The sequence below is a fragment of the Streptomyces sp. NPDC013317 genome (assembly GCF_055563155.1).
On record NZ_JBVHDX010000006.1, the window covers coordinates 145,662 to 170,885 of the forward strand.

The following is a 25,224-nucleotide window of genomic DNA, read 5'->3' on the forward strand; positions in this document are numbered from 1 at the left end:
ACTCTCGGGCCGCTCCGGAGCATGGCGAAACGGTGTCTGCCAGGCGTGATGGAACCGTGATCGCGCGAAGGGGAAAGGGAAGGTCAGATCGGGCCATCCCGCATACGCGAAGTGCCCCCGTCGGTCCGGCCGACGGGGGCACTCGTGTCTGTGCGGCGGCGTCAGCCGGTGTTGCGCAGGCCCGCCGCCACGCCGTTCACCGTGAGCAGCAGGGCGCGGGCGAGCAGCGGGTCCGGGTCCTCGCCGCGCTCGGCGGCGGCGCGCTGGCGGGCGAGGAGGGCGACCTGGAGGTAGGAGATCGGGTCCAGGTAGGCGTCGCGGATGGAGAAGGTCTGCTGGAGGACCGGGTTGGAGTCCAGGAGCTTCTCGCCGCCGGTGATCTTGAGGACCTCGGCGACGGTCAGCGCGTGCTCGGCCTCGATGGTGTCGAAGACGTGCTTGAGCTCGTCGGGGACGAGGGTGTCGACGTAGTGCCGGGCGATCCGCAGGTCGGTCTTCGCGAGCGTCATCTCGACGTTGGAGAGGAAGTTGCGGAAGAAGTGCCAGCGCTCGTGCATCTCGCCGAGGACCGCTTCGAGGCCGGCCTCGCGGAGGGCCTTGAGGCCGGAGCCGACGCCGAACCAGCCGGGGACGATCTGGCGGGACTGGGTCCAGCCGAACACCCACGGGATGGCGCGGAGTCCGTCGAGGGAGACGCCGGAGCCCGGGCGGCGGGAGGGCCGTGAGCCCAGGTGCAGGTCGGCGAGCTGGTCGACGGGGGTGGAGGCGAGGAAGTACGCCGGCAGGCCGGGGTCCTCGACGAGCTTGCGGTACGCGGTGTGGGCGGCCTCCGAGACGGTGTCCATGGCGGCGTCCCAGCGGGCGAGGGACTCGTCGGACTGGCGCGGCGCGGTGTGCAGGGCGGAGGCCTGCAGCGTGGCGGCGACGGTCAGTTCGAGGTTCTCCCGGGCGAGGGACGGGATGAGGTACTTGTCGGAGATGACCTCGCCCTGCTCGGTGACCTTGATCTCGCCCTCCAGGGTGCCCCAGGGCTGGGCGAGGATGGCGTCGTGCGAGGGGCCGCCGCCGCGGCCGACCGTTCCCCCGCGGCCGTGGAACAGCCTCAGCCGAACCCCGTAGCGGTGAGCGACGTCCCTCAACCGCCGCTGGGCGCGGTGGATCTCCCACTGGGAGGTGGTGATGCCGCCGAACTTGGAGGAGTCGGAGTACCCGAGCATGACCTCCTGGACGTCGCCGCGGAGGGAGACGAGGCGGCGGTAGGAGGGGTCGGCCAGCATGTCGTTGAGGATGACGTCGGCGGCCTTGAGCTCGTCGGTGGTCTCCAGGAGCGGCACGATGCCGATCTTGGCCCAGCCGGCGTGCAGGTCGATGAGGCCGGCCTCGCGGGCGAGGACGGTGGCGGCGAAGACGTCGTCGGCGCCCTGGCACATCGAGATGATGTACGACTCGATGACCTCGGGGCCGAAGCGCTCGAAGGCTTCCTTGACGGTGCCGAAGACGCCGAGGGTCTTCTGTCCCGCGGCGTCCAGCGGTGCGGGCGTGGGGCCGAGGGGGCGGCGGGAGCGAAGCTCCTTGGCGAGGAGCTTCTGCCGGTAGTCGCGGGGCATGTCGGCGTAGCGCCAGGACTCCTCGCCGAGCCGGTCGAAGAGCTGGCCGAGGGCGTGGTGGTGGGCGTCGGCGTGTTCGCGGACGTCCATGGTGGCGAGCTGGAGGCCGAACGCGGACAGGGTGCGGATGGTGCGGTCCATCCGGCCGTCGGCGAAGAGCGCGCCGCGGTGCTCGCGCAGCGAGGTCTGGATCAGGGCGAGGTCCTGGACCAGCTCGGAGGTGCCGAGGTAGTCGCGGCCTTCCTGGTGCTTGGTGCCCTTGGCGAGACGCTCGCGGGTGTTGACGAGCTTCTGGCGGATGCAGGTGGCCTTGAGCCGGTAGGGCTCCTCGGCGTTGAGCCGCTTGTAGCGGGGGCTGATCTCCGGCAGGGCGTCCAGGTCGCGCTGGAGGGAGGCGAGGAGCTCCTCGGTCGCTCCCGCGTAGCGGATGGAGTTGGAGAGGAAGCCGCGCAGCTCGTCGACGAGCTCGAGGGCGTCGGTGATGCCGTGCTCGTGCTGGAGGATGAGGACGTCCCAGGTCACCTGCGGGGTGACGTTGGGGTTGCCGTCGCGGTCGCCGCCGATCCAGGTGCCGAAGGTCAGCGGGCGGGTGCCGGCGGGCAGCTCGACGCCGACTCGCTCCAGTTCGGCGGCGAGGTCCTCCAGGACGTCGCCGACGGCGCCGGCGTGCAGCTCGTCGAGGTAGTAGATGGCGTTGCGGGCCTCGTCGGCGGGCTCGGGGCGGACGACCCGGAGCTCGTCGGTCTGCCAGATGAGGTCGATGTTCTCGGCGAGCCGCAGGTCGTGGCGGCGCCGGTCGGCCTCGATGACCGGCGTCTCCAGGAGGGCGGCGATCCGGCGGAGCTTGTTGAGGACCGAGCGGCGGGCGGCCTCGGTCGGGTGCGCGGTGAAGACGGGCCGTACGTTGAGGTTCCGTACGGTGTCGCGGACGTGCTGCGGGTCGCCGTCCTTGAGCATGTCGGCGGTGCGGGCGAGCAGGCCGCCCTCGGCGGCGCGCTTCTCGCGCATCTCACGGCCGCGGTGGACCTGCTCGGTGACGTTGGCCAGGTGGAAGTACGTGGAGAAGGCACGGACCAGCTTGGTGGCGGTCTCCAGGTCGGTCTCCCCCAGCAGCTCGGCGGCGGCCTCGCCGTCCTCGCGGGTGAGCGAGCGGACCTTCTCGACGAGGTCGAGGAGCTCGTGGCCCTCCTGGCGGACGAGTGTCTCGCCCAGCAGATCGCCCAGTCGGCGGATGTCGGAACGCAGCTCGGCGTTGTCGGTGGGGGTCTGGTCGGCACTGCTCACAGGTGCGGCTCCTTGCAGTGTTCGGGCACATCTGAAGGGGTACTGAAGGCTTGCGGACCGCGCTGTCCGACGCGAACAGGATAGGTGTCCATCCCTTGGACACTCGCTAGCCCCTCGTGTGCCCTCTTGCCGCGCGCCACGGCGCTGCCATACTTACGTCGCCGTAGGTTACGGTCCCGTAGGCTCGGCTCCATTCCCTCACCCTCACCCCCCAGGGGACACCCATGACCTCCAGCCCCGAGGTTCTCGAACCCGCCGGCAAAGACCTCAAGGACCGCTCGGATCCGCCCTCCGCCACGCTCGGCGGGGACAACAAGCGTTCGATCGAGCAGATCACGCTGCTGCTGTTCATCCTGGTGCCGTTCCTGGCGCTGCTGGCCGCGGTGCCGCTGGCCTGGGGCTGGGGGGTGAGCTGGCTCGATCTGGGCCTGTTGGTGGCGATGTACTACATCGGCTGCCACGGCATCACGATCGGTTTCCACCGGTACTTCACGCACGGCTCGTTCAAGGCGAAGCGTCCGCTGCGGATCGCGCTCGCGGTCATGGGCTCGCTGGCGGTGGAGGGCCCGCTGGTGCGGTGGGTGGCGGACCACCGCAAACACCACAAGTTCTCCGACGCGGAGGGTGATCCGCACTCGCCGTGGCGGTTCGGCGAGTCGGTGCCGGCGCTGATGAAGGGCCTGTGGTGGGCGCACATCGGCTGGATGTTCGACGAGGAGCAGACGCCTCAGCACAAGTACGCGCCGGATCTGATCAAGGACCCGGCGATCCGGGCGATCTCCCGCCAGTTCATCTACTGGACGATCCTGTCCCTGGCGATCCCGCCGCTGGTCGGCGGTCTGGTGACGATGTCCTGGTGGGGCGCGTTCACGGCGTTCTTCTGGGGTTCGCTGGTCAGGGTCGCGCTGCTGCACCACGTCACGTGGTCGATCAACTCGATCTGTCACGCGGTGGGCAAGCGGCCGTTCAAGTCGCGTGACCGCTCAGGCAACGTGTGGTGGCTGGCGGTGCTGTCGTGCGGCGAGTCCTGGCACAACCTGCACCACGCGGACCCGACGTCGGCGCGCCACGGCGTGCTGCGCGGCCAGGTCGACTCCAGCGCGCGGCTGATCCGCTGGTTCGAGCAGCTGGGCTGGGCGTACGACGTGCGCTGGCCGAACGCGTCACGGATCGAAGCCCGGCGCCGGGGCGAGCCCGTCGACGCGGCATGATGGAGAGCGTGGCGATCGACGGCAGTACCAGCGGCAGCGAGAACAAACCACGGCGTGGACGCCGGGTGAGGATGACGGGCGCGGAGCGCCGCGAGCAGCTGCTGGACATCGGCCGGACCCTCTTCGCCGCCAAGGGCTTCGAGGGCACGTCGGTGGAGGAGATCGCGGCGAAGGCCGGGGTCTCCAAGCCGGTGGTGTACGAGCACTTCGGCGGCAAGGAGGGGCTGTACGCGGTCGTGGTCGACCGTGAGATGCGGCAGCTGCTCGACATGGTGACGGGGGCGCTGACGGCGGGCCATCCGCGGGAGCTCCTGGAGCAGGCGGCGTTCGCGCTGCTGGACTACATCGAGCGGTACACGGACGGTTTCCGGATCCTGGTCCGTGACTCGCCGGTGGCGCAGTCGACGGGCACGTTCGCGTCGCTGATCAGTGACATCGCGACGCAGGTCGAGGACATTCTGGGCCTGGAGTTCAAGGCCCGCGGTTTCGATCCGAAGCTGGCGCCGCTGTACGCGCAGGCGCTGGTGGGCAGTGTGGCGCTGACGGGTCAGTGGTGGCTGGACGTCCGCAAGCCGAAGAAGGCGGAGGTGGCCGCGCATCTGGTGAACCTGGCGTGGCACGGTCTCGACGGCCTGGAGCAGAAGCCTCGCCTGATAGGGCACCGCAAGAGCTGAGTCCGGCCACGGCGCCGGTCGGTCCCGGCAGCGGGGGCGGGGTGGTCGCTGCCGGGTATATCCGTTGATCCGCTGTCCGTGATCGGCGGTATGCTCCGCTCCACATCCGGAAGGGTGTTCGCCCTTCGTAAGCGCTTGCGCGCCCTACGGAGGTGTCGCGGACCCCTGCCCCGGTCCGATGGTTTCTCTGATCCCTGGGGGGGATCTTTCTTGCGTTCTGTGCACACCACGCGTGCGCGCCGCATCGCGGCATGCACCGCTCTCGTCCTCTCCGCGGGCACGCTGCTCGCGACCCCGGCCTCGGCCGACCAGCCCGCGCCCGGGCCGGCCGTCGAGAAGCCGGCCCCTGTCTTCACCCCGCCGGCGCTCACGCGGCCCCAGCCGGACGGCCTGCGCGCGGGTACGGCCCAGGCCGCCGGTGTCGGTGCCTCTCCGCGGCTGTCGGACTTCGACGGCGACGGCATCAGCGACCTGATCTACCGCTCGTGGAGCGGCGACATCTACACCGCGACGACGACGGGCGCGGGCGGCCTCTTCGCAGGGAACCTGTCGGAGACCGCGAAGGACGTCATCCCGATCGGCAACCAGGACGGGGACGCCAGCGGTCCCGAGGTCCTGACGCTCACCGAGCAGGGCGCGCTCCAGCTGTACGCGGACGCCACGCCCACCGGTGCGTGGCACGCGTGGACGGGTGGCGGCTGGCAGATCTACAACAAGATCGTCGCGCCCGGTGACGTGAACGACGACGGCCGTGCGGACCTGGTCGCCCGTGACCACAGCGGCAACCTGTACCTGTACTACGCCACCGGCAACCGCAGCGCGCCGTTCTCGGCCCGTGTGCCGCTCGGTGGCGGCTGGAACATCTACGACCAGCTCCTCGGCATCGGCGACAACAACGGGGACGGCTGGGCCGACCTGATCGGCCGCGACACGGCCGGCACGCTGTGGCTCTACGCCGGGCGCGGTGACAAGAGCGCGCCGTTCGCCGCGCGGGTGAAGATCGGCAGCGGCTGGAACATCTACAACCAGATCTTCCCCGTGGGCGACGACAACGGCGACGGCAACGGCGAGCTGATCGCCCGCGACTCCGCCGGAACGCTCTGGTACTACGCGGGCAGGGGCGACGGCACGCTGGCGGCCCGGGTGCAGTCCAGCGACGTCGGCGGCTGGGACGGCGTCCCGCTGTTCGGCGGCGCGGGCAACAACCCGGTTCTGGGCAACAAGGAGGGCGTCCTCGCCCGGGACACGGCCGGCACGCTGTTCTGGTACGGCAGCCGGACCACCGGCAAGCTCGCCGCGCGCGCCCAGATCGGCGACCCGGGCGGCTGGGCGGGTGCCAGCTTCACGCACCTGTCCTCGCTGAACCCCGACGGTTCGTCCGACATCGCGCAGATCTTCCAGGGCGGGCTCTACGTCGAGGGCTCGTACATCGGCAGCGGCTGGGGTGTGTACAACACCCTGGTCGGCGCGGGGGACCTGAGCGGCGACGGCAAGGGCGACCTGCTGGCCCGTGACGGCTCCGGCACGCTGTACCTGTACCGGGGCAACGGCTACGGCACGGCGTTCGCGTCCCGCGTCAAGGTCGGCACCGGCTGGGGCACGTACAACAAGATCGTCGGCGCGGGCGACTACACCGGGGACGGGCGCGCGGACATCGTGGCCCGCACCTCGGGCGGCGACCTGTACGTGTACCCGGGCACGGGTGTCGCGGCCACGCCGTTCAAGGCGCGGGTGAAGGTCGGCAGCGGCTGGAACACGTACGCCAAGCTGGTCGCTCCCGGCGACCTCAACGCCGACGGCAAGGGCGACCTGCTGGGTGTGACCTCGTCGGGTGATCTGTACAGCTACCTGAACAGCTCCGCGGGCAAGTTCACCGCGCGGGCCAAGATCGGCCACGGGTTCGGGATCTACAACACGATGTCCTGACGCCTCCAGGGCGGACAGGGCACACGAAGGCGCCCCGCACCGGTTCTTCCGGTGCGGGGCGCCCGTGCGTCACGGCGCCGTTTCACCGCGGCGCCGTCACAACGGCTTCGTCGCCATCGCGAAGATCCGCCGGAACGGGAAGACGGTGCCCCGCGGGCCCGGCGGATAGGCGGCGCGCAGCAGGTCGCGGTACTGGGCGAGGAAGGCGTCCGTCGCCGCCCGGTCGCCTTCCAGGGCCGTCAGGACGGGCCGGAGCGCCGTGCCCTTGACCCAGTCGAGGACGGGGTCCTCGCCCTGCAGGAGCTGTGAGTAGGTGGTCTCCCAGACCTCGGTCACACAGCCGAGGTCGGTGAGGCGCAGGAGGTAGTCGGCCGGGTCGAGGATGTGGACGAAGCGGCGCCCCTCGCCGGCGAGGCGGTCGCGCCACTGGGGCATGTCGCAGAGTTCGCCGAGCAGTGCGTGGCTGGGCGCGGTGAAGTTGCCGGGGACCTGGAAGGCGAACGTTCCGCCGGGCTTGAGGGCGTCGATCCAGGCGGCGAACGACTCGGGGTGGTTGGGGACCCATTGCAGGGCGGCGTTGGAGACGATCAGGTCGTAGGGCTCTTCCGGGGTCCAGTGCGCCGCGTCGGCGGGACGGAAGTCCAGCCAGCCGCCGCCGGCCGTGGTGCCCGCCCAGTCCTTCTCGGCCCGTTCCAGCATGTCGGGAGAGAGGTCGAATCCGGTGATGTGGGCGTCGGGCCAACGGTCGGCGAGGAGCACGGTCACATTGCCGGGACCGCAGCCGAGGTCGGCGATCCTGGCCGGGCTGCCCACGGAGGGAAGACGCGGTATTCGGGAGAGCATGTCGAGAAACGGACGGGTGCGGTGGCCGGAATGCCGCAGGTACTGCTGCGGATCCCACGTTGGCGCCGCGGAAGCGGAAGATGGTGCGGAATGCATGTTCGAGCCCCCTTGCTGGAACGAGCTGCCGAAGCGGAACTAGGTCCCGGCCCGGTCCTTCCCCATAGTCCATCCGAATATATCTTGACGTCAAGAGACTTTATGTCAACAGACCCTCTACACTGATCGTCATGGAGGACGAGGTCGACCGGTTGGTCGCTGCATGGCGCCGCGAGCGCCCGGACCTCGACGTGGAGCCGCTCGAGGTGCTCAGCCGCGTCTCGCGGCTCGCCCGCCATCTCGACCGCGCCCGTCGGCTCGCCTTCGCCGAGCACCAGCTGGAGCCCTGGGAGTTCGACGTCCTCACCTCGCTGCGCCGCGCGGGGGCCCCGTACCAGCTCTCCCCCGGCCAGCTCCTCACCCAGACGCTGGTCACCTCGGGCACCATGACCAACCGCATCGACCGGCTCACCAAGAAGGGCCTGGTGGAGCGGCTTCCCGACCCCAGCGACCGGCGCGGCGTACTCGTCCGCCTGACGCCCGAGGGACGTGACCGGGCCGACCAGGCGCTCGCCGGACTGCTCGCCCAGGAGCGGGCCATCCTGGCCCAGCTCTCCCGCGGCGAGCGCGGCGAACTGGCGGCGCTGCTACGCCAGCTGACCGCCCCGTTCGACAACATCCCCGGATAGCTCGGCGGGTCCGACCCCCGCGCGGCGCGCCAGCGCGACCGCGGCGAGCGTGGAGTGCACGCCCAGCTTCCCGAGCACGTTCTGCATGTGCGTACGGACGGTGTGCGGGGAGAGGAAGAGGCGCTCGGCGACGGCCTTGCGGCCCAGGCCCGCGACCATGCAACGGAGCACCTCGCGCTCGCGCGGGGTCAGCGACTCCACGAGCTGCTCGCTCTCGGTGCGGTGCTTGCGGGCCGCCGTCAGCTCCCGCAGGACGCCGGTCAGCAGCGCGGGCGGCAGATGCGTCTCGTCGCGCAGCACCCCGCGGATCACGGCGAGGAGCCGCTGCAGGGAGCAGTCCTTGGCCACCCAGCCCGACGCTCCGGCCTGCAGCGCGAGCGCCGCCCGGTGCGGGTCGTCCTTCTCCGCGAGGACGACCGTGCGGACGGCCGGCTGAGTCGAACGGACCCCGGCGACCAGCGAGATGCCGTCGACGACACCCCCGCCGTCGTCCGGCACGGCCTGGGCGACCGTCAGGGAGGCGGTGGGGCCGGCGACCGTGCCCAGGTCGGCGTCGACCAGCATCACGTCGTACCGGCGTCCCTCGGCGACCGCGCGGTCCAGACAGCGCACGGCGGCCGGACCGCTGCCCGCGGCGGACACGTCGACGTCGGGCTCCGCCGCGAGCGCGGCGGCCAGCGACTCGGCGAAGATGCGGTGATCGTCCACCACCAGGACCCGGATGCGAGCCACGGACACCCCCAAGTGTCGAGGAACGGACCGGCGCGGGTACGGCGCCGGGGACGAGGGTCCGTCGATCGCGCGGCCGCCGCCGTGCAGTGACAGTTACCCCGTCCCGGGCGCCGTACCCGACTGGTCACGCCCCCTGATCAGCACCGGCCCCCACCGGCGCTGTGCATCAGAGTACGGGCGGGGGGCCGTCGGTGAAGGCGATTGGGAGAAGTGACCGAACACGGTGGGTACTCCTGTGTCACCAGAGCACGGTCGCGACAGAAGTCGACAATTCCGAAGGCATTCCCACGCTCAGGGGCTCTCGGTGACGCGTCAGGCCTCCTGGCGGGCCCCCTGGGACGGCACGGCGGGGAAGACGCGCGGCGCGGCGAACCCGGCCCCCTCGAAGGCCTTCTCGACGGCCGCGGCCACCGCGTCCGCCCGCTCGCGGGCCACCAGCACGATCGCCGAGCCGCCGAACCCGCCGCCCGTCATCCGCGCCCCCAGCGCGCCGGCCGCGTTCGCCGCCTCGACGGCGAGGTCGAGCTCGGGGCAGGAGACACGCAGGTCGTCCCGGAGCGAGGCATGGCCCTCGGTGAGGACCGGACCGACGGCCGCCGCGTCCCCGGCGTCGAGGAGGGCGATCGTCCGTTCGACCCGGTGATTGTCCGAAACCACGTGCCTGACATAGCGGCGAACCGATTCCTCGCTCAAACGCGCGAGAGCATCGAGCAGGTGCGCGTACGGGACTTCGCGCAGCGTGCGCACACCGAGCGCCCGCGCGCCTGCTTCGCAACCGGCGCGCCGCTCCGCGTACGCGCCGTCTCCGAGCGCGTGCTTCACCCGGGTGTCCACCACGAGCAGCCGCAGCCCCCGCGCGGCCAGGTCGAAGGGCACCTGCCGGTACGAGAGGTCGCGGGTGTCCAGGAAGAGCGCGTGGCCCTCGATCGCGCACGCGGACGCCATCTGGTCCATGACCCCGCACGGGACCCCGACGAAGGCGTTCTCCGCGCGCTGGGCCAGGACGGCGACCTCGGGGCGGGAGAGCCCGAGACCGAACAGCTCGTTGAGGGCGAGCGCGCAGACGACCTCCAGGGCGGCGGAGGACGACAGGCCCGCACCGGTGGGCACGGTCGACGCCAGGTGGATGTCCGCACCGGTGACCGGGTGCCCGGCCTCGCGCAGCGCCCAGACGACGCCGGCCGGGTACGCGGCCCAGCTCGCTCCGGCGCCGCCGGCGAGCGGGGCGAGCGGCTCCAGCGCGTCCAGGCCGAGCCGGACGATCCCGCCCGGGACGTCGGCCGAGTGGACCCGCAGCACCCCGTCGTGGCGCCGGGAGACGGCGGCGACGGCCGTGTGCGGCAGGGCCAGCGGCATGACGAAGCCGTCGTTGAAGTCGGTGTACTCACCGATCAGGTTGACCCGCCCGGGGGCGGCCCAGACGCCCTCCGGGGCTGCCCCGTACAGCGCTTCGAACTCGCCCGCCACACTCATCCGCGGTCCCGCTCCCTCTCTCTGGCGAACGCCCAGGCGTCACGCACGATGTCCGCCAGGTCCGGGCGGGACGGATTCCAGCCGAGTCGCTCGCGCGCGGCCTCGGCCGAGGCGACGAGGACGGCGGGGTCGCCGGCCCGGCGCGCGGCCGCGATCTCGGGGACCGGGTGGCCGGTCACCTCGCGGACGGTCTCGACGACCTCGCGCACCGAGAAGCCGTTGCCGTTGCCGAGGTTGCAGATCAGGTGCTCGCCGGAGGTCATGGCGTCCAGAGCGAGGAGGTGGGCCTCGGCGAGGTCGGCGACATGGATGTAGTCACGGACGCAGGTGCCGTCGGGGGTCGCGTAGTCGTCCCCGTACACGCTGATCTCCTCGCGCCTGCCGAGGGCGACGTCGAGGACGAGCGGGATCAGGTGCGACTCGGGATCGTGCCGCTCGCCGCACGCGCCGTACGCGCCCGCCACGTTGAAGTAGCGCAGCGAGACCGCGGCGAGGCCGTGGGCGGCGCACTCACCGCCGATCATGTGGTCCACGGCGAGCTTGGAGGCGCCGTAGGGGCTCGTCGGGGCGGTCGGCGCGGACTCCGTGATGGGGACGGACTCCGGTTCGCCGTAGGTGGCGGCCGTGGAGGAGAAGACCAGCTTGCCCACGCCCGCGGTGCGCATGGCGGCGAGCAGCGCCATCGTCCCGCCGACGTTGTTCTCCCAGTACTTCTCGGGCTTGGCGACCGATTCGCCGACCTGGGAGAAGGCGGCGAAGTGCAGCACGCCGTCGTAGGAGCCGTCCAGCCACTTCGCGGCGTCCTGGACGCGGCCCTCGACGAACTCCGCGCCGGCCGGGACGCCTTCGGCGAAGCCGGTGGAGAGGTCGTCGAGGACGGTCACCCGGTGGCCCGCCTCGATCAGATGGCGCGCGACCGTGCTCCCCACGTATCCCGCGCCGCCGGTCACCAGGTACTTGAACGTCGCGGCCGTCATCGGGTCGCCACCTCTCGGAGTCGTGCGGCCGCCGCCTCCGGCGGTACGTCGTTCATGAACGCGCCCATGCCGGACTCGGTGCCCGCGAGGTACTTCAGCCTGCCGGGCGCCCGGCGGACGGTGAAGAGCTCCAGGTGCAGCCCGAACTCCTCGCGGTCCTCGCCGGTGAACGGCGCCTGGTGCCAGGCGGCGATGTACGGCGTGGGCGGCTCGCCGGGTCCGAAGATCCGGTCGAAGCGCCTCAAGAGTTCCAGATAGATCTGTGGGAAGTCTGTGCGGGCCCCCTCGTCCAGCGCGCACAGGTCGGGCACCCGGCGCGTCGGGTGGAGGTGGACCTCGTAGGGCCAGTGCGCGGCGTACGGCACGAAGGCGATCCAGTGCTCGCTCTCCAGGACCACGCGGAGGCCGTCCTCCCGCTCACGGGCGACGACGTCGTCGAAGAGGTTGCGTCCGGTGCGGGCGCGGTGCCCGGCGGCCTGGCGGCGCATCAGGGCCGTACGGGGGGTGACGTACGGGAAGGCGTAGATCTGGCCGTGGGGGTGGCCGAGGGTGACGCCGATCTCGGCGCCGCGGTTCTCGAAGCAGTAGACCTGCGCGACGCCGGGGCGTTCGGCGAGTTCGGCCGTGCGGTCGGTCCAGGCGTCCAGGACGAGCGCCGCCCGCTCGGGGGTGAGGTCGGCGAAGGCGGCGTCGTGGTCGGAGGTGAAGCAGACGACCTCGCACCTGCCGTTCTCCCCGGCGAGCGAGGGGAAGCGGTTCTCGAAGACCGCGACGTCGTAGTCCGGCGACGGGATCTCGCTGAGCCGGCCGTCGCGGGACGGGCAGAGCGGGCACGCGTCGGCCGGCGGGTGGTAGGTCCGGCCCTGTCGGTGCGAGGCGACGGCGACCGAGTCCCCGAGCAGCGCGTCGTAGCGGATCTCGGAGGCGGAGGAGACGGGGTCGAGCGGCCGGGCGTCGACGGCGTCGCGGACCGCGTCGTCCCGCGCGTCGTAGTAGATGAGCTCGCGCCCGTCGGCGAGGGTGGTGACGGTCTTCTTCACGGGGTGTCCTCAGCGGGGAACCGAACAGAACCACGCACAAGGAACCACAATCAAACATCGACAGTCAACGGTGAGTGAGCCCCGTGCGGGTTGACGTCGGCTGTGGGCGGGCCGCGGAGTCCGGCGGCGCGCGGCGGGTTACGGGTACTCGGTGCGGGCCCCGGGCACCGGCGCGTGATCCAGCAGACCGGTCCGCGCGGCCAGGGCGGCGGCCTCGAGCCGGGAACCGACCCCCAGCTTCATCAGCACCCGCTGCACATGGGTGCGCGCCGTGCTCGGCGCGATCCCCATCCCGGCGGCGATCAGCCGGGTGTCCTCGCCCTCCGCCACCCGGACGAGGACCTCGACCTCGCGCGGCGTCAGCATCCGCAGCAGCCGCTGTCCCTCGTCGTCGGGCTGCGCCGCCGGGTTGAGCAGCTCCGTGAACGCCCCCTGGAGGAGCTGCGGCGCCACCGCCGACTCCCCGGCGCGCGCCTTGATCAGCGCCCGCTCGACGCCCTCGATGCGCTCGTCGTGCCGTACGTACCCGGAGGCGCCGGCCGCGAAGGCCGCCGCGATCCCGCGCGGCGAGGGCACCGGTCCCAGCACGACCACGGCCACCTGCGGCCGCTCGCGCTTGATCCGTACGATCGGGTCGAAGGCACCCGGCTGGGCCGGGGCGGCCGTGCCGAGCAGGCACACCTCGGGCGCCCGGCTCACCACCAGCTCCGCGGCGCCCGCGACCGGGGCCGCCGCCGCGAGCACACGGTGCCCGCGCAGTTTCAGTGCCGAGGCCAGCGCCTCGGCGAGCAGTCGGTGGTCGTCGACCACCATGAGCCGCACGCCCATCGAGCAACCCCTCAGTTCCCCCCTGAGGCCGTCCCCCGGCCCCAGTCACTCCGATGACCCGGCAAACTACACGCTTGTCCCCCCAGACTGTCGAATACTCACCCAACTGCGCCCCACGCAAACGGCCCGGCGCGTCGAGTGCGTCGACGCGCCGGGCCGTTGCCGGGTACGGGCGTGGGTCAGCCGGTGCCGAACGCCAGTGCCAGGTACTCCTTGTCGTTCGTCGAGGACGACTCGCGCGGCTTGCTCAGGTTGACGGCGGAGATGAACATCCGGCCGTTCGCGTAGAGCATCTCCGAGTAGTCCGCCGAGAAGCTGCCCTCGGCGTCCCGCACCGTCTTGTCCGACGGGTTCTCCAGCAGCAGCGTCGGCTTCATGGTGCCACCGTCGATGGAGACGATCTGCCCGCCCTTGTCGTACGGCGGGGCCTTGTACGCGATGATGTTGCCGCCGTCCATGCGCAGCGGGAACAGCGTGTACCGGTCGCCGGCGTCGGCCTTCTCGGGGTTCTGCTTGCCGGTGGTCAGGTCGAACGACAGGATCTCGTTCGTCTCGTCGCCGTACTCACCGGTGGAGCCCTCGTGCTCCTCGGTGGGCAGGTAGAGCCGGCCGTTGCCGACGACGATCTTGCTGCAGGTCTCCACCTCGGTGGAGCGGCAACGGCCCGCGAAGCGGTCCGCGTTCGCCGCGATCTTGGCCTTCAGCTTCCCGGTCTTCTCGTCGATCGAGAAGAAGTCCGAGATGCCGCTGCCGTCGCCCGCGGTGTCGCCGACGTCGGCGGCGACCACGAGCGGCTTCGTCGAGACGACCGCCGCGTACTCCACGCCCGTGGGCATCTTGTACTGGGAGATGGGCTGGCCGGTCGTCGGGTTGAGGTTCTGGATGACGACGTACTGGCTGCCGTAGGAGCCGCACTTGCGCGCCGCGACGAGGCCCTCGCCGCCGCCGTAGCCCATGTCGTAGCAGTCCTGGGCGTTGGCCTGGGGCTTCCAGCGCGGGTTGCCGTTGGCCAGGTCGAAGGCGGCGCCGCCGTCGGTGCCGCCGGCCGCGACGGTCGTGCCGCTGAGCGTGACCTCGCTGAACTTGGCCTTGCCGTCACCCGCGTTGCCGCCGGAGACGGAGGTGGACCAGACCAGCTTGCCGGTGGTCAGGTCCACGACCCCGACCTCGGTGCACGGCTGGTAGAACCTCGGCCCGACGCGCTTGGTCGCCTCGAAGAGGATGGCGGTCTTGTTGTCGGCGGTGGTGTGGCGCGAGGTGCCGCAGACCTGACCCGGCAGGGGCAGGGTCCAGACCGGGGTGCCCTTGTCGAGGTCGTAGCCGACGATCGAGTTGACGCCCGTCTTGACGTACGCCTTGTCGGTGATCCAGGAGCCGCCGACGTCGGTGATGTCCTCGACCTTGGGCTCGGGGAGCTGGAACTTGAGCGTGGCCTGCGTGTTGCCCGGCACCTTCTCCTTGCCGTTGCCGCCGAGGCCGTTGCCCTTGTCCTGGCCCTGGCCCTGGGTCGAGCCGGTGGTGCCGCCCGCGGTGTCGTTCTCGTCACCGCCGCCGGAGCTCGCGTACCAGATCCCGCCGCCGACGATCAGGGCGACGGCGACGACCGCGGCGATGACGATCTGCATCTGCGCGGACAGCTTCCCGCCGCCGGACGCCGGGGGCACGGGCTGTCCCCCTGGGCCCTGCGGCCCGGGAGGCGCCCCCAGCGGATAGCCGTACTGCTGCGGCTGGGTGGGGTACCCGTACGGCTGCTGGGGCTGCTGTCCCCCCGGGTAGCCGTACTGCGGCTGCGTCGGCGGCTGCTGCGGATAGCCGTACTGCGGCTGCGTGGGCGGCTGCTGGGGGTAGCCGTACTGCGGCTGCGTGGGCGGCTGCTGCGGATAGCCGTACGAGGGCTGGCCCTGGGGCTGCTCCGGCGGCGGCGTCGGCGCGCCGAATCCTCCGGGCGGGGGGTCCTGCGGCTTGCCGAAGCCGACCGGCGGCGGCTGGCTGGGCGGCTCGTTCGGCGGCGGGCCGGGCGGCTGGTTGGGCGGCGGAGGTGGCTGTGTCATGGGCGTGCGTACCTCTGAGGTGTGGGAAGACGGATGGGGGCGGTGTCACTTGCCGAAGGCCAACAGCGTCTCCCTCTTCATCTCCTCGCCGTCGTTCGCACCGACGACGAGCTGCTGCACCAGGATGTACCGGCCGTCGACGTACAGTGCCGGCGAATCATGGAAGTGCGACTCCAGACGGCCGGTCACCCGCGGGAGCCGCAACATCTCGACGGGCTTGGTCGCGCCCGGCGCGACGGTGGCCAGCGAACCGGGTTCGTCGAGCACGGCCGCCCTGCGGACGATCAGCGAACCGCCCTCCATCCGCAGCGGCCAGGACCTGCGCCCCGGAATTCCCTCGATGCGCCGCACGATCTCGCCGGTGCGGAGATCGAAGGCGGCGATCTCGTTGCCCGTGCCCTTGGCGTTCTCGACGGCGATGTAGACGGTGGTGCCGTCCGCGACGACCTGGCAGCGCTGCAGATTCCCCTGCTGGACGGTGTCGTCGTCGCACCCCTCGGCATAGAAGCCCGGGCCCTTGAGCGATGTGCGCTTCGTGCCGTCCTCGTTGAGGACGACCATGCCGTGGGTCCCCTGGCCGCGGTTGTTCGCCGAGACGACGAGCGGTCGTACGGACAGGACGTGGTCCACCCGGTAGCCGACAGGAAGCCGGTACTTCCAGCGGGACTTGCCCGTCACCGGGTCGACCTCGTGGATCTCCTCCTGCGGCTTCTTCACGTCCTTCGTGCAGGAGACGGCGGCGACGAGCTTCGGGCCTCCGGCGTAGGCGTAGGGCTGGCACTCGCTCTTGTCCCACCGTCCGAACAGCTGCTTGCCGTCGCTGAGGCGGTATCCGGTCGAGTACAGGTCCCGGCCCGCAGTGACCGTGCCGCCGCTGATCGCCAGCGAGAAGTCGGTCCCGAAGTCGAAGTTTCCTTCCTTCACGATCTTCCGCTCCCAGGCGGACCTGCCGGAGCGCAGGTCGACGGCCTGGAGCCGGCGGCACTCGTCGACGTCCGCGTGGAGGCGGTCCTTGCGGGCGAGGACGATCTTCCCGTCGGCCGAGACGTCGTGCGAGGCCCGGCAGATCTCGGTGTCGAGCGTCATCCGCCACTTCACCGTGCCGTCGACGACCGAATGGGCCGTGACCGTGCGGTACATGGCGGTGACGAGGGTGTCGCCGACCAGCCAGGGCCCGAAGACGTCGCCGGTCAGCGTGGTGACGTCGATGTCGTTCTTCCGGACCCACAGGACGGAGGCGTCACCGGGGGCGCGGCCCGCGTTGTAGCGGGCCTTGTCGGCGGCGTCCGGGGCAGGGGGACCCGAGGGCCCGGCCGTCGGGGCCCCGGCCCCGGAGACGGTGGGGCTCGTGGACGGCTTGGCGTCGCTGCCCCGGGACCCCTCGTCGCCGTCCAGGGCGTACCAGGTCCCGCCGCCGACGGCGAGGAGCGCCGCCACGACCGCCGCGATCGCGGCGGTCGTGCGGCGCTTCCCGCGTCCGGGCGGAGGCGGCGGCGGTGCCGACGGAGGCACCGCCGTGCCGGGGCCCCCGCCGCCGTGCGGGTTCAGGCTTCCGTACGGTCCGTACGTCGGCGGGGGCGAGCCCGGTTGCTGCGGTGTCGTCATCGGATTCGGCCGGCCCTCACTTGCTGAAGGCCATCATCGTCTTGGTCTCCTTCTCCTCCGCGTCGTTGCGGGCGCTGACGCGCCCCGCCGCGACGACGAAGGTGCCGCCCGAGTAGACGTAGGCCGGGTCGTAGTAGTCGTCCTCGATCTCGGCCGTCGCCAGCGGGTGCTGCTGGAGGATCTTCGGGGTGCCGCCGGTCGCGGCGATCGTGGCGACCGCGCCGCCCTTGTCGTACATCGCCTTCATGTAGACGACGACCTCCGAGCCCTCCATGCGCAGCGGGGTGATCGAGCGCTCGGCGGGTGCGGCGGCACGCCACTTCTGCTTGCCGGTGTTCAGGTCGAACGCGACGACAGCGTTGGCCTGGCGGTACTCGGAGTCCGTCGCCATGTAGAACGTGTTGGCGTCGGCGGCCACACCGTGGCAGCCCTGGAGGTTGCGGCCGAAGATGACGAAGGCGCCGCCACCGCAGTCCGGGGCGTACTTGTCGTTGCCGCCCTGGATCTGCGAACGGAGCTTGCCGTCGGGGGTGACGGCGAAGACGGTCCACTTCTTCTCGTCGCGCTGCTGCGCGGAGACGACGAGCGGGTTCACCGAGTAGACCTTGTCGACCTCCCAGTTGGGCTGGAGCTTGAAGGTCCACCGGGGCTTGCCCGTGTTCGGGTCGACCTCGCTGATCTGCTCCTGCTTCTTGTTGACGTCGCCCGTACGGCAGCTGGCCGCGGCGATCAGCTTCGCGCCGCCCGCGAAGGCGTACGGCTGGCACTCGCCCGAGGCCGGCTTGCCGAAGAGCTGCTTGCCGTCGGTGAGCGAGAAGCCCCAGGAGTTGTTGGTCCCGGAGGCCGTCACGGTGGTGCCGCTGATGGCGAGCGTGATGTCGGAGAGCGAGCTGAAGCCGGTGCCCTTGTCGAGCGTCTTCTTCCATCCCGCCTTGCCGGTCTTCAGGTTGACCTGCTGCAGGACGGTGCAGTCGGCGCGGTCGCCGGCCTTGTCGTTGATGCCGATGACGGTCGTGCCGTCGGCGGCGGGCTCGGGGGCCGCCGCGCACACCTCGAAGGGCAGGTCGAGGTGCCACTTGGAGGCGCCGTCGCTGAGGCCGAAGCCGCTGATGCCCTTGTACATGGCCTTGGCGACGACATCGCCGGTCACCCACGGGCCGAAGACGTCGGCGCCGTTGCGGGGCAGGTCGACGTTGTTCTTCAGCAGCCAGTTGATCTTGGCCTCGCCGGGCTTGCGGCCGGCGTTGAGGTCGTCCTCGCCGTTGCGGCCCCCGCCGTCGCCGCTGCCGTCGCCCTGGTCGACGGACTCGGAGGGCTTCGGGGTGCCGCTGGTGGCGGTCGGCTTGGCGACCGGCTTGTCCTCGTCGTCACCGCTGAGCGCGAACCATGTGCCGCCGCCGATGACGAGCGCGGCGGCCACGGCCGCGGCGACGATGACGCCCGGCTTGCCCTTGAAGGGGTTCCTGCCGCCCGGGGCGGGCGCCGGGGCGGGGTAGCCGTACTGACCCGGCTGCTGACCGTAGGGGCCGGGCTGCTGGCCGTACGGACCGGGCTGCTGGGGATAGCCGTAACCCGGCTGCGGCGGCTGGTTGTACGGACCCGGCTGCTGGGGATAGCCGTAACCGGGCTGCGGCGGCTGGCCGTACGGGCCGGGCGCGGCGGGCGGGGGCGTCTGAGGAGCCTGCGGCGCCTGCGGCGGGGCCGGCGGAGCCTGGGGCGGCATCGGCGGGGCCTGCGGCGGCATCGGCGGCGGGTTCGGAGCCGGGTTCTGGGCCGGATTCTGATTCGGATCCGGGTTCGGTGCGCCGAAGCCCGGCGGCTGGTTGCTGGGCGGCTGGGTCATCAGCGCGTTCCCCCTTGGTGTGAGCGGGTTTTCTTTCTACCACTCACGGGATGGCGCAAAAGCGACCGGTCCACCCCTTGTGCCCAAGGGAGGACCGGCCCGTGATGCCCTCGTTACGCGTTTCGCACGGCTTCTCTACGCATCCTCCGCCAATTCCAGCCAACGCATCTCCAATTCCTCGCGTTCCCCCGCGAGTTCCCGGAGCTCGGTGTCCAACTTCGCGACCTTCTCGAAGTCGGTGGCGTTCTCGGCGATCTGGGCATGGAGCTTGGCCTCCTTCTCGGAGACCTTGTCCAGCTGGCGCTCGACCTTCTGCAGTTCCTTCTTCGCGGCGCGCGCGTCGGCGGCCGAGAGGCCGGGCTTCGCCTGCGCGGCCGTGGCGGCGGCCGGCGCGGGGACCGAGGCCTCGACCATCTTCTGGCGCCGCTCCAGGTACTCGTCGATGCCGCGCGGCAGCATCCGCAGCGTCGCGTCGCCGAGCAGCGCGAACGTGCGGTCGGTGGTGCGCTCGATGAAGAACCGGTCGTGGGAGATGACGACCATGGAGCCCGGCCAGCCGTCGAGGAGGTCCTCCAGCTGGGTCAGGGTCTCGATGTCCAGGTCATTGGTGGGCTCGTCGAGGAAGAGGACGTTGGGCTCGTCCATGAGGAGGCGCAGCAGCTGGAGCCTGCGCCGCTCGCCGCCGGAGAGGTCGCCGACGGGCGTCCACTGCTTCTCCTTGGAGAAGCCGAACTGCTCGCAGAGCTGACCGGCGGTCATCTCGCGGCCCTTGCCGAGGTCGACCCGGTCGCGGATCTGCTGGACGGCCTCCAGGACGCGCAGCGTCGCGGGCAGCTCGGTGACGTCCTGCGAGAGGTAGGCGAGCCGTACGGTCTTGCCGACGACGATCCTGCCGTCCGCCGGCTGCTGCTCGCCCTGGCTGACGGCCGCGTCGGCGAGCGCCCGCAGGAGGGAGGTCTTGCCGGCGCCGTTGACGCCGACCAGGCCGATGCGGTCGCCGGGACCGAGCTGCCAGGTGAGGTGCTTGAGCAGCGTCTTGGGGCCTGCCGTGACGGTGACGTTCTCGAGGTCGAAGACCGTCCTGCCGAGGCGGGCGTTGGCGAACTTCATCAGCTCGGAGGTGTCGCGCGGCGGCGGCACGTCGGCGATCAGCTCGTTGGCGGCCTCGATGCGGTAGCGGGGCTTGGAGGTCCGGGCGGGGGCACCGCGCCGCAGCCAGGCCAGCTCCTTGCGCATCAGGTTCTGCCGCTTGACCTCCTCCGTGGCCGCGATGCGCTCGCGCTCGGCGCGGGCGAAGACGTAGTCGGAGTAGCCGCCCTCGTACTCGTGCACGTCACCGCGCTGCACGTCCCACATGCGGGTGCAGACCTGGTCGAGGAACCAGCGGTCGTGGGTGACGCAGACGAGCGCGGAGCGGCGCTCCTGGAGGTGCTTGGCGAGCCAGGCGATGCCCTCGACGTCGAGGTGGTTGGTGGGCTCGTCGAGGACGATCAGGTCCTGGTCCTCGATGAGGAGCTTGGCGAGCGCGATGCGTCGCCGCTCGCCGCCGGAGAGGGGGCCGATGACCGTGTCGAGGCCCTGCTCGAAGCCGGGCAGGTCGAGGCCGCCGAAGAGCCCGGTGAGGACGTCGCGGATCTTGGCGCTGCCGGCCCACTCGTGGTCGGCCATGACGCCGATGACCTCGTGCCGGACGGTGGCCTTCGGGTCGAGGGAGTCGTGCTGGGTGAGCACCCCGAGCCGCAGCCCGCCACTGTGCGTGACACGGCCGGTGTCGGCCTCCTCCAGCTTGGCGAGCATCCGGATGAGGGTGGTCTTGCCGTCGCCGTTACGGCCCACGACACCGATCCGGTCACCCTCGGAGACGCCGAGCGAGACACCGTCGAGCAGGGCACGTGTGCCGTACACCTTGCTGACGGCCTCGACATTGACCAGGTTGACGGCCACTTTGACTCCTGTACGGGGGGATGGATCGACGTCCAAGGGTAGACGGCCGGGCCCGTGGTCCGGAGCGCGTCGTCCCCGCCTAGCAGCGGGCGAGCGAGCCGCCCTTCGTGGTGACCTTCTCGCTGAACAGCCAGCCCTCGGTCTCGGTGCCCTCGATGCGGGCGTAGATCCACTTGTTGCCCTGGGCGTTGGTGACGTAGCAGTGGTAGTAGACCTTGGTGCCGGTCTTGATCACGGTCACGTAGGAGCACACCGAGTACGGCCCGGTGTACAGGTGGGAGTTCTGCGACATGTTCCCGTAGCCGTCGCTGCGGTTCGAGTGGGCCCAGCCGGTGCACGCCGTCGAGACGGGGCTGGGCTCCTTCACCGTCGCGCTGGGCGTGGTCTTCGGCGGCGTGGGGGTGGCGGACGGCTTGTCGCCGGCGCCGGGCGTCTTCGTGGGGGTCGGCTCGGCCGTGGGGGCGTCCGCGGGGGCGCTCGTAGGTGTCTCGCCGGGGCCCATGGACGTCAGGTCCCCCGGGGAGGTCGGGCCCTCGCCGCCGTCGCCCGGGCCGCCCGCGGCCAGGTCGTCGTCGGCCGGGGCGCTCGAGGTGGGCGGTGCCGCCGCCGAACCGCCGACCGGTTCGTTCTCCGTCTTCATCAGGCCGTAGGCGACTCCGCCGCCGATGAGCACGGTGGCGACGGCGGCCGCGACGACGGTACGGGTCCGGCGCCGTCCGGCACGGACGGTCGCGGTGTCGGCGCGGCTTCCGTGGCCGGCGGGTATGCCGGGGTGCTGGGCGGCCTGCTGCTGGGCAGGATGCGGTGCGGCGTGCTGCTGGGCGGCATGGGGGAACGGCTGCGGGAAGGACTGTGGGGGCGCCTGCGGGGCGGGCTGCTGGAACGGTGCCGTCGCGGCCGGGCCGAAGGCGCCGGGCGGGACCGCGGGATCCGTGGGCGGTGCCTGGAGGGGAGCGGAGGGCTGAGCCTGCACAGGAGTCTGTGCGGGGGTGTGTACGGGGGGCGAGGGCTGGGCCCGCACCGGGGCGGGCGGCGGAAGCGGCGTCCCGCCCGCGGCGACCGCCTCCAGCATCTCGCGGGCCCGCGCGGCGTCGGGGCGCTGCTCCGGTTCCTTGGCCATCAGCGCCTGCAGCACGGGGGCGAGGGGCCCGGCGCGGCGGGGCCCGGGCAGCGGCTCGCCGACGATGGCCGCCAGCGTGGACCAGACCGAGGTGCGGCGGAAGGCGGAGGCGCCCTCCACGGCCGCGTACAGCGTCATGCCGAGCGCCCAGACGTCCGAGGCGGTCCCCGGCTGCCGGCCCTGCGCGCGCTCCGGCGGCAGGTAGTCGAGGGAGCCGACGATCTGACCGCTCTGGGTCAGCTTGGCCAGCGCCTCCTCGCCGGAGCGGTCCATGCTGGCGATGCCGAAGTCGGTGAGGACGACCCGCCCCCAGCCACCGGCCGGGGAGAGTCCCGGGCCGCTCTGCACGGCGCGCTCCAGGAGCACGTTCCCCGGCTTGACGTCCCGGTGCAGGACCCCGGCCCGGTGCGCCGCGTCCAGGGCGTCCATCAGCCTGGCGCCGATCGCGGCCACCTCGCGCGGGTCCAGCGGTCCGTGCTCGGTCAGCACCTCGTCGAGGGAGGGGCCTTCGACCAGCTCCATGACGATGACGGGCAGCCCGCGCTCCTCGACGACGTCGTGCACGGTGACCACGCCGCTGTGTCGGATCCGGGCGGCGGCCTGCGCCTCGCGCTCCATCCGGACCCGCAGATCGGCCAGTTCGGCGGGGGAGGCGTCGGTGTAGGCCCGCAGGACCTTGACGGCGACCTCGCGGTTCAGCACCTGGTCCACGGCCCGGGCGACCACGCCCATGCCCCCGCGCCCGATCATCGCGGTCACGCGGTAACGCCCGCCCAGCACCTCGCCGACCAGCTCCGCGCCGTTCGCCCCCGTCACGTGTCACGCTCCGATCCGTCGTACGTCGTCGATGTAGCCCCGTGGAGGGACCAGCGTAGGCCTACGCGGAGGGCCGCCCTCCGACGGCCCCGGACCGGTCCCGGCGCGGACCCTCGCACGGTGACGCTCCGTCAGTACGGCACGGTGTCAGGGCGTGCGCCGTGCGGGGATCCGTGCGCGGCCCGCACGTTCGACGAGAAGCCAGCCCACGAGGGCCGTCGCGACGGCGGCCGGAGCGGTGACGCGGACGGCGATCAGGGTGGCCGCGTGGCCCTCCAGAAGACCGCCGAAGCCGGTCATCGACAGGCCGAGCACGCCGAAGAGGGCGAGGGTGACACCGAGGGCGGCGAGCGGGGCCGAGCCGGCGGACGGACGGCGGGCGGCGGGGCGTTCGAAACGGCGGAAGGCGGCGACCAGCAGGCCGGTGACGACGGCCGCGGCGGCGATCCGGAGGGGGACCTGCGCCCACCAGGCACCGGTCGCGGGGGCGGGCAGCGTCATGTCGAGCGCGAGGAACGCGCCGTACACACCGAGCATCGCGGTCAGATGCCACAGGAACGCGGTCATCGCGATCCCGTTGGCGGCGACGACCTTCCGCCAGACACCGGCACGGGCCGCGAACCGGGCGCCCGGGCCCTTCAGCAGCTCCACCGCGCCGACCAGCCAGATGCCGTGCGCGAGCAGGGCCAGGGTCGGCGGGGCCATGTTGGAGACCTTTTCGCCGGGCATCCCGACCATGGAGAGCGGGTACGGACCGAGGGCGACGAGGAGACCCGCTCCGAGCAGCCCGCCCGCGGCGAGCGCGCCGGGGAGGCGGATCATGCCGTCGGCCCTGAGGAAGCCGAGCTGATGGACGGCCAGCCAGACGAGGGCGAAGTTGAGGAACTCGACGAACGGCACGCCGAGCGCGAACCGCAACACGTCCACGGCGACCGCCCCGCCCGCGAGCACGGCGAACGCGCCCCAGCCCCACCGCTCGTGGAGCTTCAGGAGCGGTGGCGTGAACGCCACCATGGCGAGGTAGATCCCGATGAACCAGAGCGGCTGGGTGACGAGCCGCAGCGCGACCCCGGTCAGCCCTCCGTCCGCGCCGAGCAGCTGGATCACGAGTGCGGCGCTCCCCCACACCGCGACGAACACCATCGTCGGGCGCAGGAGCCGCTGGAGCCGGACGCGCAGGAAGGCGGCGTAGCCGGGGCGGGAGCGATGGGCGAGGGCGTGGGAGAACCCGCCCACGAAGAAGAAGACCGGCATGACCTGCAGCGCCCAGGTGACGACCTGGAGGTCCGGAACGACGGCCAGCAGGTTGCCCACCTGCCCGTCGGTCCCCACGGCGGCCATCAGCCAGTGGCCGAGGACCACGACCCCGAGCGAGGCGACCCGCAGCAGGTCGACGTACCGGTCCCGCGTCGCGGGGGTGGCGGCGGCGAGTTCCCGAGCGCTGATTCCCATGCGGGTACGCTCCCGCCCGGGGGCGGGCCACCGGCAGCGCTCGGATACTCAAGTCCGCTCTGAGTACGGGCCGGCCGGCCGCACGCCGTCGGCCGGGGCCGCCGCGGTGGCGCTAGCGGACCGTCGCACCCGGCGCCGGTGACGTGGCGACACGGGCCGTGCGGCAGGTGCCGGAGGCGATCAGCGCGTCGGCGACCGAGCGGGCCGCCTCCTCGTCCTTCACCAGGAACGCGGTCGTCGGCCCCGAGCCCGACACCAGGGCCGCCAGTGCGCCTGCGGCCGTGCCGGCCTCCAGGGTGGCGTTCAGGGCGGGCTTCAGGGAGACGGCGGCCGGCTGGAGGTCGTTGGCCAGGGCGCCGGCCAGCGAGGTCGTGTCGCCCGTGCGCAGGGCGTCCATGAGCGCAGGGGAGGCGGCGGGCTGGGGGACGGCGACGCCCTCGGTGAGGCGGTCGAACTCGCCGAACACCACGGGCGTGGACAGCCCGCCGTCGGCGACGGCGAAGACCCAGTGGAAGGTGCCGCCCACCGGCAGCTCCGTCAGCCTCTCGCCGCGGCCGAGTCCGAGCGCCGCGCCGCCGACCAGGCTGAACGGCACGTCGCTGCCGAGTTCCGCGCAGATCTCCAGGAGTTCGGCGCGGGAGGAGTCCAGGCCCCACAGCGCGTCGCACGCGAGCAGCGCGCCCGCGCCGTCCGCGCTGCCGCCCGCCATGCCGCCCGCGACGGGGATGTCCTTGGCGATGTGGAGGTGCACATCCGGGGAGATGCCGTGCCGGGCGGCGAGCAGCTCCGCCGCCCGCGCGGCCAGGTTGGTCCGGTCCAGCGGCACCTTGTCGGCGTCGCGGCCCTCGCAGGTGACGGTCAGCTCGTCGGCGGGCGTCGCGGTGACCTCGTCGTACAGGGAGACGGCGAGGAAGACGTTGGCCAGGTCGTGGAAGCCGTCGGGGCGCGCCGCGCCGACCGCCAGCTGGACGTTGACCTTGGCGGGCACCCGCACGGTGACGCTCCGCCCGGCCGGGGAACCCGCGGCCCGGCCCGCGCTCACGCCGGGGCGCGGGTCGCCGCTCACGCCTTCG

18 protein-coding genes are annotated in these 25,224 nt (G+C 72.0%); 4 read left to right on the forward strand and 14 right to left on the reverse strand.

The window, feature by feature from the left end; translation table 11 throughout:
* Positions 1–161 precede the first annotated feature (161 nt).
* Positions 162–2,891, reverse strand: coding sequence for a phosphoenolpyruvate carboxylase (gene ppc, locus ACZ3IJ_RS18195; RefSeq protein WP_467469313.1), 2,730 nt, complete (start codon positions 2,889–2,891; stop codon positions 162–164).
* Between the two features lie 224 nt (positions 2,892–3,115).
* Here ppc and ACZ3IJ_RS18200 point away from each other — a divergent pair, with 224 nt between their 5' ends.
* From ACZ3IJ_RS18200 to ACZ3IJ_RS18210, 3 genes are all read left to right on the forward strand, one after another.
* Entirely contained in the window at positions 3,116–4,102 is a 987-nt protein-coding gene (locus tag ACZ3IJ_RS18200; RefSeq protein ID WP_467469315.1) for an acyl-CoA desaturase, read from the forward strand.
* Complete coding sequence (locus ACZ3IJ_RS18205) at positions 4,102–4,776, forward strand: TetR/AcrR family transcriptional regulator (RefSeq protein ID WP_383178713.1); 675 nt, start codon at positions 4,102–4,104, stop codon at positions 4,774–4,776. The genes ACZ3IJ_RS18200 and ACZ3IJ_RS18205 overlap by 1 nt, the downstream gene beginning before the upstream one ends.
* Positions 4,777–4,995: 219 nt before the next feature.
* Positions 4,996–6,702, forward strand: coding sequence for an FG-GAP-like repeat-containing protein (locus ACZ3IJ_RS18210; protein WP_467469317.1), 1,707 nt, complete (start codon positions 4,996–4,998; stop codon positions 6,700–6,702).
* A 96-nt stretch (positions 6,703–6,798) separates the two neighbouring features.
* Here ACZ3IJ_RS18210 and ACZ3IJ_RS18215 read toward each other — a convergent pair whose 3' ends face one another.
* On the reverse strand, positions 6,799–7,641 hold the full coding sequence (locus tag ACZ3IJ_RS18215) for a trans-aconitate 2-methyltransferase (protein ID WP_467469318.1): 843 nt from the start codon (positions 7,639–7,641) through the stop codon (positions 6,799–6,801).
* 131 nt (positions 7,642–7,772) lie between these two features.
* Between ACZ3IJ_RS18215 and ACZ3IJ_RS18220 the strand changes: the two genes are divergently transcribed.
* Positions 7,773–8,270: a MarR family winged helix-turn-helix transcriptional regulator gene (locus ACZ3IJ_RS18220; protein ID WP_352188481.1), complete on the forward strand. Its 498-nt coding sequence runs from the start codon at positions 7,773–7,775 to the stop codon at positions 8,268–8,270.
* Here ACZ3IJ_RS18220 and ACZ3IJ_RS18225 read toward each other — a convergent pair.
* The 12 genes from ACZ3IJ_RS18225 to ACZ3IJ_RS18280 form a co-directional block, all read right to left on the reverse strand.
* The gene (locus ACZ3IJ_RS18225) at positions 8,229–9,002 is read right to left on the reverse strand and encodes a LuxR C-terminal-related transcriptional regulator (RefSeq protein WP_467469320.1); all 774 of its coding nucleotides are present in this window, start codon (positions 9,000–9,002) and stop codon (positions 8,229–8,231) included. The genes ACZ3IJ_RS18220 and ACZ3IJ_RS18225 overlap by 42 nt on opposite strands.
* Positions 9,003–9,314: 312 nt before the next feature.
* A complete protein-coding gene (gene galK / locus ACZ3IJ_RS18230) occupies positions 9,315–10,475 on the reverse strand; it encodes a galactokinase (RefSeq protein ID WP_467469322.1) in 1,161 nt (386 codons plus the stop codon).
* Positions 10,472–11,452: a UDP-glucose 4-epimerase GalE gene (gene galE / locus ACZ3IJ_RS18235; protein ID WP_467469324.1), complete on the reverse strand. Its 981-nt coding sequence runs from the start codon at positions 11,450–11,452 to the stop codon at positions 10,472–10,474. Before galE ends, galK begins: the two co-directional genes overlap by 4 nt.
* Positions 11,449–12,492 carry a galactose-1-phosphate uridylyltransferase gene (gene galT / locus ACZ3IJ_RS18240; RefSeq protein WP_467469326.1) on the reverse strand — a complete coding sequence of 348 codons (1,044 nt, stop codon included), beginning with the start codon at positions 12,490–12,492 and terminating at the stop codon, positions 11,449–11,451. The genes galE and galT overlap by 4 nt, the downstream gene beginning before the upstream one ends.
* A gap of 138 nt (positions 12,493–12,630) precedes the next feature.
* Positions 12,631–13,320, reverse strand: coding sequence for a helix-turn-helix transcriptional regulator (locus ACZ3IJ_RS18245; RefSeq protein WP_391800981.1), 690 nt, complete (start codon positions 13,318–13,320; stop codon positions 12,631–12,633).
* A gap of 179 nt (positions 13,321–13,499) precedes the next feature.
* On the reverse strand, positions 13,500–15,371 hold the full coding sequence (locus tag ACZ3IJ_RS18250; protein WP_467469328.1) for an outer membrane protein assembly factor BamB family protein: 1,872 nt from the start codon (positions 15,369–15,371) through the stop codon (positions 13,500–13,502).
* A 45-nt stretch (positions 15,372–15,416) separates the two neighbouring features.
* Positions 15,417–16,976: an outer membrane protein assembly factor BamB family protein gene (locus ACZ3IJ_RS18255; RefSeq protein WP_467469330.1), complete on the reverse strand. Its 1,560-nt coding sequence runs from the start codon at positions 16,974–16,976 to the stop codon at positions 15,417–15,419.
* A 16-nt stretch (positions 16,977–16,992) separates the two neighbouring features.
* Positions 16,993–18,819, reverse strand: a complete 1,827-nt coding sequence (locus tag ACZ3IJ_RS18260) for an outer membrane protein assembly factor BamB family protein (RefSeq protein WP_467469332.1) — start codon at positions 18,817–18,819, stop codon at positions 16,993–16,995.
* A 135-nt stretch (positions 18,820–18,954) separates the two neighbouring features.
* Positions 18,955–20,763, reverse strand: a complete 1,809-nt coding sequence (locus ACZ3IJ_RS18265; RefSeq protein WP_467469335.1) for an ABC-F family ATP-binding cassette domain-containing protein — start codon at positions 20,761–20,763, stop codon at positions 18,955–18,957.
* Positions 20,764–20,842: 79 nt separating this feature from the next.
* On the reverse strand, positions 20,843–22,633 hold the full coding sequence (locus tag ACZ3IJ_RS18270; protein WP_467469698.1) for a serine/threonine-protein kinase: 1,791 nt from the start codon (positions 22,631–22,633) through the stop codon (positions 20,843–20,845).
* Positions 22,634–22,846: 213 nt separating this feature from the next.
* Complete coding sequence (locus ACZ3IJ_RS18275; protein ID WP_467469337.1) at positions 22,847–24,151, reverse strand: acyltransferase family protein; 1,305 nt, start codon at positions 24,149–24,151, stop codon at positions 22,847–22,849.
* A gap of 112 nt (positions 24,152–24,263) precedes the next feature.
* The gene (locus ACZ3IJ_RS18280) at positions 24,264–25,193 is read right to left on the reverse strand and encodes a 4-(cytidine 5'-diphospho)-2-C-methyl-D-erythritol kinase (protein WP_467469700.1); all 930 of its coding nucleotides are present in this window, start codon (positions 25,191–25,193) and stop codon (positions 24,264–24,266) included.
* Positions 25,194–25,224: the final 31 nt, after the last annotated feature.